This is a genomic window from Sphingobium sp. (genome assembly GCF_035511395.1).
Lineage (GTDB): Bacteria > Pseudomonadota > Alphaproteobacteria > Sphingomonadales > Sphingomonadaceae > Sphingobium.
In genome coordinates, this window is record NZ_DATKFP010000042.1 from 46,305 (window position 1) to 60,229 (window position 13,925).

The window sequence follows — 13,925 nt, forward strand, 5'->3', positions numbered from 1 at the left end:
CATTGCCGCAACCGACCTTCATGTCGCCATTCATCATCATCCGGAAAACAACCAGCAACAGTGGAAACCTAAATCCGTGCGTGACGACCGGACAGCAAAGTGCGGCGTCATAGCAGGAGAATGACATGAGTTTGATCATCGCCCTCGCGGCCGCCGCCGCGACCCACAGCGTTTCCATGGAACATCACGGCCAGCAGGTCGGCGCGACCTACACCGCCCGCGCGGAAATGCGCACCAAGACGATCGGCGCAAAGACCCCGAACCGCATGGATGCCCAGCGGTGCCAGTGGACGGCGACCATCGTCGTCGACCGCAAGCTGGACCATGGCCCGGCCCTGGCCCGCACCATCGCCACCGACAAGCGCTTCTCGGGCAGCGAAGCCGGTGCCTGCACGCCCGGTCGCAATTCGGGCGAGCGTAACCTTGCCCAGCATCAGGAAAAGATAGAGGCGCATCTGGTCGCGGTGGCGCAGGCCGACCGCGCGCCCCTTCTGGCTGAACTGGACTCGGTACGTAATCTTGCATCCAACTGATCGTCACTGCCGCCTGGCATGGCTGGGAGCGTTTCTGCTCGCTGGCCATGCCGTTCCGGCCGCCGCCCAATATGCGGCCGGCCCGACCATTTCCCTCGAAGCTGCCAGCGAAGACCGCCGCCGCGGCCTTAGCTGGAGCGACGGCGACCCGGTGCTGCGCGGCAGCGTTTCCGTACCCGTCGCGCAAGGCCTCAGCCTCGACGGGGCGGCAACCACCCTTTGGGGCAGCGACCGCCATGGCGGCGCCGACGCCGTGCTGGATCTTGGCGCCACCTATGCAAAGCAACTCGGCGGCTGGCGCCTGACCGCAGAGGGCCGCTACCATCTCTTCCCCGGCGCCTCTCATCAGGGTTATGGCGAAGTCGGCGCGATCGCCGGGTTCGCGCTCGGCCCGGCGAGTATCGACCTCGGCGCTCGCTACGCCCCGCGCCAGTCCGCCATCGGCGGCGACAATCTCTATGTCTCGGCCAGCAGCGCGCTCGCCATTCCCGGCACGCCCTTCACCCTGTCGGGCCATGTCGGCCGATCGTCGGGCGACGTGCGCGATACGTTCCGTGCCGCGCGCCTGCGTCCCGACGGCGCCTATTGGGACCATGGCGTCGCGCTCGACTGGTATCAGGGCCGCTGGTCCGCAGGCCTGCGCTATGCCGACACCGACATCGACGCACCCGACAGCGCCCATGCGGGCGCCAGCCTGATCGCAAGGGTCGGCTTCACTCTCTGAACGGACATCTGTTGCTGCCTTTGCCGTCTTGGCATAGCTTCCCCCTCTAACCGGAGGGGGAAGCAACGCATGCCTGTGGAACTGACGATTCTCGCCTGGGGCATGATCCTGCTCCTCGTCCACATCTTCGCCGCCGCCCATGTGAAGACCAAACAATATGGCGCCAGGTGGAACATGGGCGCGCGCGACGAACATCTGCCGCCGATGAACCCGCTCGCCGGACGCCTGTCCCGCGCGCAGGCCAATTATATGGAGACGCTGCCGATCGCCATCGTCGCGCTGATCGGCGTGGTGATCACCACCCGGACCAGCGAATGGACGGCATTGGGCGGCTGGATCTGGCTTGCCGCGCGCATCGTCTATTTGCCGCTCTACGGCTTCGGCGTGCCGGCCGTGCGCACCCTTTTCTTCCTCGCCAGCCTCATCGGCCTGTTGATGGTGCTGTGGCCGCTGCTAAGCCTCTGACATAGTCCTGCTTGCCCCGCGCCGCCTCGCCCGCTAAGCGCGCGCCCCATGACTGCGCATAAATCCGGCGATCCCACGACCCTCAACCGCCTCTATGGCCGCCAGTCGGGGCCGAAGCTCCGCAAGGGCCAGCAGGAACTGGTCGATACCTTGCTCCCAGCCGTCTCCGTCCCGGCGGAAGGCGAAGTGACCGCCGCGAACCTGTTCGGTTACGACCGCCCGCTCCATTTCGAGATCGGCTTCGGTGGCGGCGAGCATATGGCCTATCGCGCCGACATGCTGCCCGACCATGGCTTCATCGGGTGCGAACCCTTCCTGAACGGCGTCGTCCAGGCGCTCGGCCATGTCCGCGACCAGGCGCTGGGCAATGTCCGGCTGCACATGGGCGATGCGCTCGACGTCCTGTCCCGCATTCCAGATGGGGCGCTCAGCTTCGTCTACCTTCTCCATCCCGACCCCTGGCCCAAGGCGCGCCACGCCAAGCGCCGGATGATGAACCTCGGCCCGGTCGCGATGATCGCAAGGAAGCTGAAGCCCGGCGGCGAATTCCGCTTCGGCACGGACCATCCGGTCTATCTGCGCTGGGCGCTGATGGTGATGAACGGCCATCCCGATTTCGACTGGCTGGCGAGCGAGCCGACGGATTTCCAGAACCGCCCCGGCGGATGGCCCGAAACCCGCTACGAAGCCAAGGCCCGCCGCATCGGCCATGAAGTCTGGTATTTCCGTTACAGACGCAGGTAGATGTTGGTTTTCCGGCAAGATCGCTCTGCTGGATCATGGCATCCTCGGCCCCGCCAGAAAGGACATTAGGGCATGATCTGATCCAAGCCGATCGGATCATGCCCTAGTCATCCCCGCCCATCCGGACGTGACAGGCTCCTTTTGTCGGTCGGAACACCGAAGTGATCCAGCCTGACCTTTTCCTTGGCTTCCCGCCAGTCCAGGCCGGTGTGAATTTCGGCGCTCATGGCAATAGTATCGCTGACCTGCGCTCGCGGCCTGATCCGGACAAAGGGGGCAAGGCGCTAGCCCTCCGGCGTGGAAACTTGGCCCCCGCCCCCTTATCCGACAATATTTACAGCGCCTGCTGCTCCTGATTGAGGTTGCGCTTGGCCGGCGTCTCGACAGCGGAGCCGGGTGCCGCACCGGCCAGCCTTGCAGGCACCTCGATATAGGGCAGGCCCAGCGTCTGGCTGGTCATGCGGCGGACGCGGTTGGTGAGTTCCGGGCTGGCGTTGAGCTTCTGGCCATAGGAAGGCACCATTGCCGCTATCTTGGGCTTCCAACTGGTCGCCATCTGCTGTGGGAAGGCCCGGCGCATCACTTGCAGCATGATCGCCGGCGAAGTGGAGGCACCTGGCGATGCGCCCAGCAGCGCCGCTATGCTGGCATCCTTGTCGGTGACGATTTCCGTCCCGAACTGCAACACCGTGCCTTTCCTGGGATCGCGCTTGATCACCTGCACGCGCTGGCCTGCGGTGATCAGCTTCCAGTCGCCGCGCTTGGCATTGGGGTAATATTTGACCAGTTCGGCCTGGCGCTGGCCATCGGTCAGCGTCGCCTGCTCCGCCAGATAGCGCACAAGGTCCAGATTTTCCGCACCGACCTTCAACATGCCGCCGACATTATTCTTGTAGATGGACGCGAAGAGATCGAGCGACGACCCATTCTTCAGAAACTTCGTGCTCTGCAACGCGAAGGGACCGAACAGCGTGACCGACTTGCCGTCGAGCTTGCGTGCATCCAGATGCGGCACCGACATGGGCGGCGAGCCGGCCTCCGCCTTGCCATAGACCTTCACATTATGGCGACTGGTGGCCGCTGGTCCCTCGAACGCCAGGAACTGGCCACCGACCGGGAAGCCGGCATAATCTTTCGATTCCGGAATGCCCGACATTTGCAGCAGCTTGAGAGAGGCGCCGCCGGCGCCGATGAAGACGAACTTCGCCTTGACCACATTGTCGCTATTCGTCTTGAGGTCATGAACGGTGACGTTCCACGTCTTGTCCGCATTCTGATGCAGGCCGCGTACCTCCTGTCCCAATTGCAGATTGAAATTGGGGTTGCGGGTCAGCGCCTTGGTCAACTGGGTGGTGATGACGCCGAAATTGACATCGGTGCCGAGCGGCATGAACGTCGCCGCCACCTTTTGCTTCGGGTTGCGGCCTTCCATCACCAGCGGCGCCCAGCGGCGGATCTGTGCGGGATCCTGCGAATATTGCATCCCGTAGAAGAGTGGATTCTTCACCAGCGCATCGCGACGCTTGTGCAGATAGGCGATATTGTCGTCGCCCCAGACGAAACTCATGTGCGGGGTCGCATTGATGAAGTCGGTCGGCTTGGGCAAACGGCCCTGCGTCACCTCATGCGACCAGAACTGGCGCGAAATTTCGAACTGCTCGGCAATATCGACGGCCTTTTCGGTCGCGATCGAGCCGTCCTTATTTTCCGGCGTATAGTTCAGCTCTGCAAAGCCCGAATGACCGGTGCCGGCATTGTTCCAGCCGTTGGAGCTTTCCTGCGCGACCTTGTCCATCCGCTCATAGATATCGATCCGCCAGCCCGGTTCCATTTCCTGGAGATAGGTGGCCAGCGTCACGCCCATGATGCCGCCGCCGATCACCAGAACATCGACCGGCTTGTCATTGGCGGCCGCCTTGCCGGCGGGCGAGGCCATCGGCCGGAACAGGAAGGCAGCAGCGGCGATCGCCAGCACCAGGAGGAGGATGGCAAGGGCGAATAGGATCTTCTTGAACAAAGGCCGGCGGCGCGATGCCGCCGGACTGGAGGAGGAGGTCATGATCTTGGATTCCAAATATGCGTGGAAAGGGGCCGGGCGGCCGGATACGCGTTCGCCAATCTCGTCCGTCAGGTCATGCGCACCACCCCATCGCCATCAGAATCGGAAGCTCAGCCAGCCGGCCAGATAATCGCTGTTGCCATAGCCGGCGCGGCTGAGCACCGGTCCCGCATCCAGATGCTCGTAACGTCCGATAAAGGACAGGCGCGGGGTGATCGACCAGCTGATTTGCGCGCGGATCGATTCGCCGATCTTGTACCCCGGCACAGCCTCGGTCCCGGCGAAGATCGACTTGTTGGCGCGATAGACCGCATCATTTTCAGCGGCGCGCCAGGCGAACTGATATTCCATCGTCGCCTTCACGCCCTTGAGCGGCGACAGGGTCAGGCTGGGAGCCAGCGTCTTGAGGTTGGTCGGCGTCATGCACAGCTGATAGCTGTAATAGACGTTGTTGCCGAACGGGGCGTAGGCGGCCTTGAGCGTGCCGCCCGCGAATGTCCCGCCGCCGCTCGCATAGTCAGCGTGGAAGCCGATGCGCGGCGCCATCGGCAGGTCGCCAGGCAGCTTGTAGCTCTGACTGAAGAACAGCTGCCAGGCGCTGATGTCGCGACCGTCGAAATCGCCGAACTGGTGGTTGACGGTCCAGTCGAGATTGACCGGGCCAACCTCCCCCCACAGGCGCGCGCCGGCATAGAAGCGCTCGACCCGGCCGGTCACGCCGCCCCACAGCGCTTCGCTGGTGCGCAGCCGCCAGAAGAACGGATCGAGATAGAGTTCCGATCCGCCCAGCGCCCTTTCCGGAATCCGGACGCCGGCGGTGAAGCCGGAAAAGCGGCGTCCTTGCTCGACCTTGTCGTCACCGGTGCCGCCATTGCCGAGCGCGGTCGGCTTGAAATCGAATGCGTCGATGCGCAGCGATCCCGTCCGAGCCCAGGCACGCACGCCGTTCAGCGCATAGCGGATCGTATTATTGTCCCGCTGCGACGTCAGCAGATTGGGACCATCGGTGAATTCTTGCCGCCCATAGCGCAGGCCCAGGTCCATGCCGCCGACGCGCCCCTTCGCTTCGACAAAGGACTGGAGCAGCACCAGATCGTTGCGCAGCGATCCCGACGGCGCGCCGATATTATCGCCGGAAATGCCGCCATGGGCCAGTTCACCATAGAATCGCAGATGCGGCCCGACATGCAGGTCGGCGCCGCCGACCAGCCGGTTGATGTCCTGCCGCTGGCTACCGGCATTCCGCAGGTTGAGGTTGGTGGTGTAATTGACCCGCACCCGCGCCTCGCCGCTGAGCGTCAGGTAGATGTCGCCATCATCGTCCAGCGGCAGATATTTGAGACGATCGAACAGGTCGTCGCGCTGTTTGGGATCGGCCTTGCCACGCCAGTCCTCGGCCCAGCGCGACAGGGCATAGCCACCCGACGCCGATCCTTCGCCGACGGCATCGGCGGGATAGAGGCTGGCGGGCTCAGCGGGCATGTCGTCCGCCCGTGCGGGACTGGCGCACAGGGTAGCAAGGGTGAGAGCGGAGACGGCGACGGGGCGGCGCGTGGCCGCGCGGGAGAAACGAACCATGGTGGCTGCGCCTCATTCCGCCGGGACGGCGCGGGCGATGGCGGGCGCGGCCGGGGATGACGCCCTGCCCTCGCCTCGCATCGCGGCCTGCAATTGCGCTTGATCCAGCTTTCCTTCCCAGCGCGACACGACGATGGTCGCCATCGCGTTGCCGATGAAGTTGGTGAGGCTGCGACATTCGCTCATGAAACGGTCGACACCCAGGATGAGGGCCATGCCGGCGACGGGCACCGAAGGGACGATGGAGAGGGTCGCCGCCAACGTGATGAAGCCCGCCCCGGTCACGCCTGCCGCTCCCTTGGACGACAGCATGGCCACGCCCAGAAGCAGGATCTGATCTCCCAGAGAGAGATGGACGCCAGTCGCCTGCGCAATGAACAATGCGGCCAGCGTCATGTAGATATTGGTGCCGTCGAGGTTGAAGCTGTATCCGGTCGGCACGACCAGGCCGACGATCGACTTGGGACAACCGGCCCGCTCCATCTTCTCGATCAGCGCGGGCAGCGCGCTTTCCGAAGAGGAGGTGCCGAGTACCAGCAGCAGTTCGGTCTTCAGGTAGCGGATCAGGCCGAAGATGGAAAAGCCACACAGGCGCGCGACCAGACCCAGGATCACGACGACGAACAATGCCGATGTCAGGTAGAAGGTGCCGACCAGCAGGGCGAGGTTCGCCAGCGTGCCGACACCATATTTGCCGATGGTGAAGGCCATGGCGCCGAACGCACCGACCGGGGCCGCCTTCATGACGATGGCGACCAGCCTGAACACGGCGGTCGAGACATCTTCCAGCAGGTCGAGCACGCGCGCGCCACGATCGCCGATCAGCGCCAGCGCGACGCCGAACAGAATCGCGACGAACAACACCTGAAGAATGTTGCCGCTGACGAAGGCGGACAGGAAACTGTCCGGGATGATGCCGGTCAGGAAGCCGGTCAACGTGCTGTCATGCGCCTTTTGCGCATATTCGCTGACCTTGCTGGCGTCGAGCGTGGCGGGATCGATGCTCAGCCCAGCGCCCGGCCGCACCACATTGGCGACGATCATCCCGACGACCAGAGCCAGCGTGGAAAAGAAGAGGAAATAGGCAAAGGCCTTGCCTGCGACGCGACCGACGCTGGCGATGTCGCGCATGCCCGCTATCCCAGTGACGATCGTCAGGAAAATGACAGGGGCGATGACCATCTTCACCGCCTTGATGAAGGCATCGCCGATCGGCTTCATCGCCTCGCCCAGATGGGGCGCGAAATGGCCGAGCGCCACGCCGGCGATGATCGCCAGCAGCACCTGCGCATAGAGATGGAAATACCAGGGCCGCCGAACGGCGGACGCATCTGAAAGAGAGGAAATCTGCATGACAGGTCTTTCTGGCCCTCGCCAAAAGCCTTCCCGCCTTCTTGATTGGGCGGGTCGGGGATTGATGCGGCCAGTATCGGGGCATGGCAAATACGGAACAAATTGTAGGAGGAGTTAAATTATATCGTTTTAATTCAATATTTTAAATGCTTTCCCTTGGTTTTTGACCGCCCGATAAGTGCATATTCCTGCCCAGCCGCGCCGATGCATGTGCAACAATTTGCACAAAACCCCTGGTCGCGATATGGACGCACATGGACGGTGCCCGTTTCCCGAATCGCATCCTGTGGATCGCCCTGTTCCTGGGTGTGGCCGGCAGCCTTTTATGGGTGTCGGGCAAGGTCGCCGAGCGCAACGCCATCGCCCGTCTGAGCGCGGAGACGCGCGGTGCCGCGATCCTGCGCCAGGCCTATCTCAAGAGCGAGATCGAACGTTTTCGCCTGCTGCCCGTCGCCCTGTCCGACGATAGCGATCTGGTCGCTGGCCTGACCGGATCGCAGACGGCATTGCGGGCTCTGGACCACAAGCTGGAGGCGCTGGCGCGCACCACCGGCGCCGCCCAAATCTATGTGCTCGATGCATCGGGCCGCACCGTCGCATCGAGCAACTGGGACAGCGCGCGCAGCTTCGTCGGCCAGGACTATTCATTCCGCAACTATTTCAAGCTCGCCGCCGCCCATGGATCGGGCGCACAATTTGCCCTCGGCACGATCAGCGATCGGCCCGGAATGTATCTGTCCCGGCGCTCGCGTGGCGGCGGCTATGTCGTGGTAAAGCTGGAGTTTGACGGGATCGAACAGCAATGGGCGCGGCTGGGCGAGATCACATTCATCACCAGTCGGGAAGGCATTATCCTCATCACCAGCCGGCCCGACTGGCGCTTCACCACCATTCATCCGCTCTCGCCCCAGTCGAAGCAGCGCTTCCGGGCCGAACTTCAGTCCGGGCGTGGATCGCTGCTGCCCGTTTCGCTGCACGGTATGGGCGATGCCGACGGCCGTCAGATCGTCAGCCCAGCCGATGATCCGCGCCGCCGCCTGCTGTGGCAATCGGTACCCGCTGGCGAACCGGGCTGGCAGCTCAACATGCTGACGCCGCTCCATGGCGTGGAAAGCATCGTGCGCACGGTGCGGCTGGCGACACTGCTGCTGCTGCTGCTGCTGGCGGGCGGTATCTGGGTTCTGCGCGAACGCGCCCATCGCCGGGCCGAACATGCCGCCACGGCTGCGGCGCGGACCATCGAGCTGGAAGCAATGGTCGCTGCCCGGACGCAGGAACTGCGCCGCGAAATGGAGGAGCACGCCGCCAGCGAAACGCGCGCCGATACGCTGCGCGAAGGGTTGCGCCAGGCCAATCGCCTGGCATCGTTGGGCCAGATCACGGCCGGGATTGCCCATGAAACCGCCCAGCCGGTCGCCGCGATCCGCAGCTATGCCGCCAATGGCCGGCTGCTGATCACGCGCGGCGATACGGGAGCAGCGGCCGAGAATATGGCGGCGATCGAGCGGCTGACCGACCGGATCGGCAAAGTCACCGCCGAATTGCGCGGCTTTTCCCGCAAGGCCACCGGTGCGATCGACGCCATCCCGCTCGCCGGGCCGATCGAGGGCAGCCTGCTGATTCTCAGATCGCGGCTGGCACGGGTCGAATTGCAACTGCCCGACCTGCCTGCCGGGTTGCGCGTCATGGCCGACACGATCCGACTGGAGCAGGTGCTGGTCAATCTCTTGCAGAATGCACTGGAAGCGCTGGATGGCAGCGCCACACCGGCCATTCGCCTGGCCGTCGCACTGGACGCGGAGACGGTGCTGCTCTCGGTGATCGACAATGGTCCGGGTATCGATCCATCGGTGCATGATCAGCTCTTCACCCCCTTTGTCACCAGCCGCCCGTCCGGCCTGGGGCTTGGACTCGTCATCGCCAGCGACATCATGGCCGACATGGGCGGGTCGCTACGCCTTCTGCCCTCTGAAACGGGCGCCCATTTTCAGCTGAGCTTGAAACGCGCATGAACGACGTTCCCCCGCGCCAGATCGTCCTGGTCGACGATGATGATGATCTGCGCGCCGCCATGGCCCAGACGCTGGCGCTGGCCGGCTATCAGGTCCGCTCCTTCGCCCGATCCGTCGACGTACTGGATGCTGTCGACGGCAATTTCCCCGGCATTGTGGTCAGCGATGTCCGTATGCCGCATATGTCGGGCATCGATCTGTTTCAGGCATTGCAGGCCCGCGACCCGGAACTGCCGGTGATACTGGTGACGGGCCATGGCGATGTGCCGATGGCGGTCGATGCGCTGAAAGCGGGCGCCTGGGACTTCCTTACCAAGCCGTTCGATCCCGACGGCCTGATCTCATCAGTTGGGCGCGCCAGCGAGAAAAGGCTGCTCGTGATCGAAAATCGGCGCCTGCGCGCGATGGTGGACAATGCCGTCCCATCGCCACTGATCGGCCATTCTCCGGCAATAGAGCGGCTGCGCGACATGGTCGCGACACTGGCCGACACCAATATCGACATATTGATCGAGGGTGAGACAGGCACCGGCAAGGAACTGGTCGCCCGCATGATCCACCAGCGCAGCCAGCGGGCCAGCGCTCCGTTCGTCAGCATCGCCTGCGCCGCCGTGCCCGATGCGATCGCCGAAACCAGCCTCCATGGCGAGAGCCTGGCCGGGCGCGCACCGCTGGAGGGCCGGCTGACGCGCGCGCATCAGGGAACATTGTTCCTCGACGATGTCGACCAGTCCGGCCCGGCATTGCAGGCGCATCTTATCCAGTTTCTGGAAGATCGGCTGGTGCGCCCGGTGGGCGCGCGCGAACCTCAGCCAGTGGACCTGCGCGTGATAGGCTGCATGGCCCGTCAGGGTCAGGTGGCCCCGATCCAGCCTGCCCTGCTCTACAGGCTGGCGGCGGTGCGCCTGCACATCCCGCCGCTGCGCGAACGGCGCGAGGATATACCGTTGATCTTCGCCCATCTGCTCGATGCCGCCGCCCGACGCTTCCGCCGTGTTTTGCCGCCGGTCAGCCGCGCGATCCTGGCTCACTTGCTGGACCATGACTGGCCCGGCAATGTCCATGAACTGGCGCGTTTCGCGGATCGGCTGACGCTGGGGCTGGAACAGGAGCCAGCCCTCGAAGACGGATCGTTGCTCCCTCTGGACGATCGGCTCGACGCGTTCGAGCGCATGGCGATTATCGATGCGATCCAGTCCGTCGGAGGCGACATGGGCAAAGCCATCGCGACGCTGGGCCTTCCGCGCAAGACCTTCTACTATCGGGTCAGGAGACTGGGCATCGATTTGCGAAAGGTGCGGGGGCTCGATACATGAGCGCAACCCCCGCAGATCCACAGGAAAATCGCGTATGACCGTCGACCAGATGACCGACCTGATCGTCGCCCGGCTGCTCCGCGATCGCGGTGGGCAGAAGCACAAGTGGCGCAAGTCGCTCGGCCCGGTGCGTCTCTATGATCGCGCGACTCATCCGCACTGCAACTGGGCGCTGAACCCGGTCGGCACCGCGGTGGAGGTGGAAGCGATCGAGCAACTCGCCGACGAACTGCGCCTCGCTCATCCCATCCTTACCCATCCACGCTGAACGGCAGAAAGGCCCGGATCGTCTCCGGGCCTTTCGCTTGCGCTCCGTCATGGATGACAAGGGCAATCAGTTGCCTGCCATTGAGCGGGTGCCGCTCGCATCGGCATAGCGTTCGCGCGTTTCGGCGCGGGCGATGGCGGCGGTGACCGGCGCCTGGACATGGGCGATCGCCTTGCTGCGGCAGGCGACCATCGTCGCCGTATCGGCCGTGGCGCACACTCTGGACGCGGCGCGGGAAATGCGGCTGCGCAGTTCCTTCTGATGGTCGGCCTTCGCCAGGTTCAGATCGCCATGAAAGACTTCGCTGGTACGGCCGTTGGACTGGAAGTCCTCGGCGGAGGCGGCACCGGCGACGACGGTCAGGGTGGCTGCGGCAAGGACGGCGGCAATCTTGGACGAACGGAACATGGGCATATCTCCTCGAAATCTGTTGTGACCGGGCCGCCCATGGGGGGCATCGCGGCGCCAGCGGTTGCGAGCGGGGGAGCCGGAGGTCTTGGGGTCAGCTCCTGTCCCGCTCGCCCATCCTGTTTATGCCGGAAGGCGGGTCGCCGCCCGTCCGGTTCGACCGGAGGCGCTCGTCATCGGCCAACGGCGTCGGCTTCGACCAATGACCATGATGAAGGGGACGAACGGCGCGACGAACGACATCTGCCCACCGTCAAACGACATGTTCCGTAAGGGAAAGCGCGAATCGCAACGATCGCCAAAAACGAAAACGCCCCCGGCGCAAGGGAAGGCCGGGGGCGTATCCAGATGCTGTCGGGCACTCCGGATCGGGAAAACTATATGCCAGAGAGACGACACCTTTGGCGCTGAACCGTCCCTTAACGCCGCCATCATATCGTTGGGCCGGCGCATATGGCCCATGGTTCGATGACCGGCCTTCCCCGAACGCCGGGCAGCATGGCGGACGGACAAACCACCCACCATTGGCGACGAACGACATCAATCGATCGGCGGCAACCCCGCCACGCGCAGTGCCTCGGCCAGATAGGCGGCAAAGGCAGCTTCCCGCACCGGCGCGCGCTGGCGCATCCAGGCAAGCGCGACCAGCGGGCGCCACGCTGTCAGCGCCTCGGCATCCAACCCCGTGCCTGCGCGATAGCGCCGCAGATACCAGCAGCTCGCCACATCGCGCATCGCCGCTTCGATCCACCCGACGTCCTGACCGGCCCGGCCCGGCCCGAACCGCATCAGCATCTCTGTGCGCACCAGATCGGTCGCGATCGTCCCGCAGGCCGCCCGCGACCAGTCGATCACGCTCACCCCGTCCGGCGTCACGATCAGATTGCCCGGATGCAGGTCGCCATGCGTCAGCCGGTCGCCTTCGTTCAACTGCTCCAGCCGATCGATCGCCGCCGCGCGCAGCCTCTCCCCGATCGGCGCGGCCTCTATATCCTCCAGGATGATCGCCTTGCGGCTGCGCAGCGACGGCGTGTGGCAGGCCTGGATATGTTGCTGCAATTGCGCCATCTGGCCCAGCGCCCAGCCCGTGCGATGCGGATGCCTTGCGATATAGGCCAGCAGATTGGGGCCACTCAGCTCCGAATAGATGATGCCCTGCCGCTCGCCCGCTTCGTCCAGCCCGAAGACGCGCGGCACCGGCAGTCCGCTCGCCTGCACGACCCGCCCAATCCCATGTTCGCGCGCGATGATGGCGGTGTCGACGCCTGCATGGAACAGCTTGATCACCCGTCCCCCGTCCAGCCGATACACCTCCGCGCTCTGCCCGGCGGCGATGAAGGACGCAGGATCGGGGAAGGACGAAGGATCAGGCAGCGTCATCACCTCGCCTGTGCCGCACGGACGAACGCTTGGCCAGCGCTTTCGCGCCGATGGGAAGCCCCACCTTGCCGGACTCGTCGCGCCATCCCATCTTGCACGCAACAGCCTTGCCCCGCCCCTCCCGAACAAATAAAGAACGGTTCCATGAGTCTGACCCATATCCCGAAGCAGAGGTTTACCGAATGCTGACCCACATCAGCGTCCGCGGCGCGCGTGAACATAATCTCAAGGGCGTCGACGTCGACCTGCCCCGCGATTCCCTCATCGTCATCACCGGCCTCAGCGGCTCGGGCAAGTCGTCGCTCGCCTTCGACACCATCTATGCCGAGGGTCAGCGTCGCTATGTGGAGTCGCTCTCCGCCTATGCGCGCCAGTTTCTGGAGATGATGCAGAAGCCCGATGTCGAGCATATCGAGGGTCTCAGCCCCGCGATCTCCATCGAGCAGAAGACCACCAGCCGCAATCCGCGCTCCACCGTGGCGACCGTCACGGAAATCTACGACTATATGCGCCTGCTCTGGGCGCGCGTCGGCATCCCCTACAGCCCCGCCACCGGCCTCCCGATCAGCGCGCAAACCGTGTCACAGATGGTGGACCGCGTGATGCTCCTGCCGGAGGGCACGCGCTTCTACCTGCTCGCCCCCGTGGTACGCGGCCGCAAGGGCGAATATCGCAAGGAACTGGCCGAATGGCAGAAGGCGGGCTACACCCGCGTCCGCATCGACGGCGAAATGTATCTGATCGAGGATGCGCCCGCCCTCGACAAGAAATATAAGCATGACATCGAAGTCGTGGTCGACCGCCTCGCCGTGGACGCCGACATGTCCACCCGCCTCGCCGACAGTTTCGAACAGGCGCTGAAACTCGCCGACGGCCTCGCCTATGTCGACCTGGCCGAAGGCGTCGTCCCCGGCCGCGAAGACGAAGTCCAGTCCACCGACAAGAAGATGAAGGGCGCGGGCATCCCCCTCAACCGCATCGTCTTCAGCGAAAAATTCGCCTGCCCCGTCAGCGGCTTCACCATCCCCGATATCGAGCCGCGCCTCTTCTCCTTCAACGCCCCCCTGGGCGCCTGCCCCGCCTGC

General features: G+C 64.4%; 12 protein-coding genes and 1 pseudogene. 8 read left to right on the plus strand and 5 right to left on the minus strand.

Annotated elements, in window-relative coordinates; genetic code table 11:
- The first annotated feature begins 125 nt into the window (after window positions 1–125).
- The 4 genes from VMR39_RS02315 to trmB all read left to right on the plus strand — a co-directional run bounded on the left by VMR39_RS02315 (window position 126) and on the right by trmB (window position 2,466).
- Window positions 126–533 carry a hypothetical protein gene (locus VMR39_RS02315; RefSeq protein WP_325413944.1) on the plus strand — a complete coding sequence of 136 codons (408 nt, stop codon included), beginning with the start codon at window positions 126–128 and terminating at the stop codon, window positions 531–533.
- Window positions 520–1,257, plus strand: a complete 738-nt coding sequence (locus VMR39_RS02320) for a TorF family putative porin (protein WP_325413946.1) — start codon at window positions 520–522, stop codon at window positions 1,255–1,257. The genes VMR39_RS02315 and VMR39_RS02320 overlap by 14 nt, the downstream gene beginning before the upstream one ends.
- Before the next feature lie 69 nt (window positions 1,258–1,326).
- On the plus strand, window positions 1,327–1,722 hold the full coding sequence (locus tag VMR39_RS02325; protein ID WP_325413948.1) for an MAPEG family protein: 396 nt from the start codon (window positions 1,327–1,329) through the stop codon (window positions 1,720–1,722).
- A 48-nt stretch (window positions 1,723–1,770) separates the two neighbouring features.
- Window positions 1,771–2,466: a tRNA (guanine(46)-N(7))-methyltransferase TrmB gene (trmB, locus tag VMR39_RS02330; protein ID WP_325413950.1), complete on the plus strand. Its 696-nt coding sequence runs from the start codon at window positions 1,771–1,773 to the stop codon at window positions 2,464–2,466.
- A 334-nt stretch (window positions 2,467–2,800) separates the two neighbouring features.
- Here the strand turns inward: trmB and mqo are convergent, their stop codons facing one another.
- The 3 genes from mqo to VMR39_RS02345 form a co-directional block, all read right to left on the minus strand.
- Window positions 2,801–4,525: a malate dehydrogenase (quinone) gene (mqo, locus tag VMR39_RS02335; protein WP_325413952.1), complete on the minus strand. Its 1,725-nt coding sequence runs from the start codon at window positions 4,523–4,525 to the stop codon at window positions 2,801–2,803.
- 96 nt (window positions 4,526–4,621) lie between these two features.
- Window positions 4,622–6,103, minus strand: coding sequence for an alginate export family protein (locus VMR39_RS02340; protein WP_325413954.1), 1,482 nt, complete (start codon window positions 6,101–6,103; stop codon window positions 4,622–4,624).
- A 12-nt stretch (window positions 6,104–6,115) separates the two neighbouring features.
- Complete coding sequence (locus VMR39_RS02345) at window positions 6,116–7,456, minus strand: dicarboxylate/amino acid:cation symporter (protein WP_325413956.1); 1,341 nt, start codon at window positions 7,454–7,456, stop codon at window positions 6,116–6,118.
- Window positions 7,457–7,710: 254 nt separating this feature from the next.
- Here VMR39_RS02345 and VMR39_RS02350 point away from each other — a divergent pair, with 254 nt between their 5' ends.
- From VMR39_RS02350 to VMR39_RS02360, 3 genes are read left to right on the plus strand one after another with little or no spacing between them, the layout of a single operon-like run.
- Window positions 7,711–9,468 carry a sensor histidine kinase gene (locus VMR39_RS02350; protein ID WP_325413958.1) on the plus strand — a complete coding sequence of 586 codons (1,758 nt, stop codon included), beginning with the start codon at window positions 7,711–7,713 and terminating at the stop codon, window positions 9,466–9,468.
- Window positions 9,465–10,784: a sigma-54 dependent transcriptional regulator gene (locus VMR39_RS02355; protein WP_325413960.1), complete on the plus strand. Its 1,320-nt coding sequence runs from the start codon at window positions 9,465–9,467 to the stop codon at window positions 10,782–10,784. Before VMR39_RS02350 ends, VMR39_RS02355 begins: the two co-directional genes overlap by 4 nt.
- 34 nt (window positions 10,785–10,818) lie before the next feature.
- On the plus strand, window positions 10,819–11,052 hold the full coding sequence (locus VMR39_RS02360; RefSeq protein ID WP_325413962.1) for a hypothetical protein: 234 nt from the start codon (window positions 10,819–10,821) through the stop codon (window positions 11,050–11,052).
- Between the two features lie 66 nt (window positions 11,053–11,118).
- Here the strand turns inward: VMR39_RS02360 and VMR39_RS02365 are convergent, their stop codons facing one another.
- Both VMR39_RS02365 and VMR39_RS02370 read right to left on the minus strand, forming a co-directional pair.
- Window positions 11,119–11,460: a UrcA family protein gene (locus VMR39_RS02365; RefSeq protein ID WP_325413964.1), complete on the minus strand. Its 342-nt coding sequence runs from the start codon at window positions 11,458–11,460 to the stop codon at window positions 11,119–11,121.
- 540 nt (window positions 11,461–12,000) lie between these two features.
- The gene (locus VMR39_RS02370) at window positions 12,001–12,840 is read right to left on the minus strand and encodes an aminoglycoside phosphotransferase family protein (RefSeq protein WP_325413966.1); all 840 of its coding nucleotides are present in this window, start codon (window positions 12,838–12,840) and stop codon (window positions 12,001–12,003) included.
- A 182-nt stretch (window positions 12,841–13,022) separates the two neighbouring features.
- Between VMR39_RS02370 and VMR39_RS02375 the strand changes: the two are divergent.
- A pseudogene (locus tag VMR39_RS02375) lies at window positions 13,023–13,925 on the plus strand (excinuclease ABC subunit A); the annotation flags it as partial.

Excerpts from the sequence above, each read along its gene's own strand:
- VMR39_RS02360 (WP_325413962.1), top strand. The coding sequence starts at position 10,819 with ATGACCGTCGACCAGATGACCGACCTGATCGTCGCCCGGCTGCTCCGC.
- VMR39_RS02315 (WP_325413944.1), top strand. The coding sequence starts at position 126 with ATGAGTTTGATCATCGCCCTCGCGGCCGCCGCCGCGACCCACAGCGTT.
- trmB (WP_325413950.1), top strand. The coding sequence starts at position 1,771 with ATGACTGCGCATAAATCCGGCGATCCCACGACCCTCAACCGCCTCTAT.
- VMR39_RS02340 (WP_325413954.1), bottom strand. The coding sequence starts at position 6,103 with ATGGTTCGTTTCTCCCGCGCGGCCACGCGCCGCCCCGTCGCCGTCTCC.
- VMR39_RS02325 (WP_325413948.1), top strand. The coding sequence starts at position 1,327 with ATGCCTGTGGAACTGACGATTCTCGCCTGGGGCATGATCCTGCTCCTC.
- VMR39_RS02345 (WP_325413956.1), bottom strand. The coding sequence starts at position 7,456 with ATGCAGATTTCCTCTCTTTCAGATGCGTCCGCCGTTCGGCGGCCCTGG.
- VMR39_RS02355 (WP_325413960.1), top strand. The coding sequence starts at position 9,465 with ATGAACGACGTTCCCCCGCGCCAGATCGTCCTGGTCGACGATGATGAT.
- VMR39_RS02350 (WP_325413958.1), top strand. The coding sequence starts at position 7,711 with ATGGACGGTGCCCGTTTCCCGAATCGCATCCTGTGGATCGCCCTGTTC.
- VMR39_RS02370 (WP_325413966.1), bottom strand. The coding sequence starts at position 12,840 with ATGACGCTGCCTGATCCTTCGTCCTTCCCCGATCCTGCGTCCTTCATC.
- VMR39_RS02365 (WP_325413964.1), bottom strand. The coding sequence starts at position 11,460 with ATGTTCCGTTCGTCCAAGATTGCCGCCGTCCTTGCCGCAGCCACCCTG.
- mqo (WP_325413952.1), bottom strand. The coding sequence starts at position 4,525 with ATGACCTCCTCCTCCAGTCCGGCGGCATCGCGCCGCCGGCCTTTGTTC.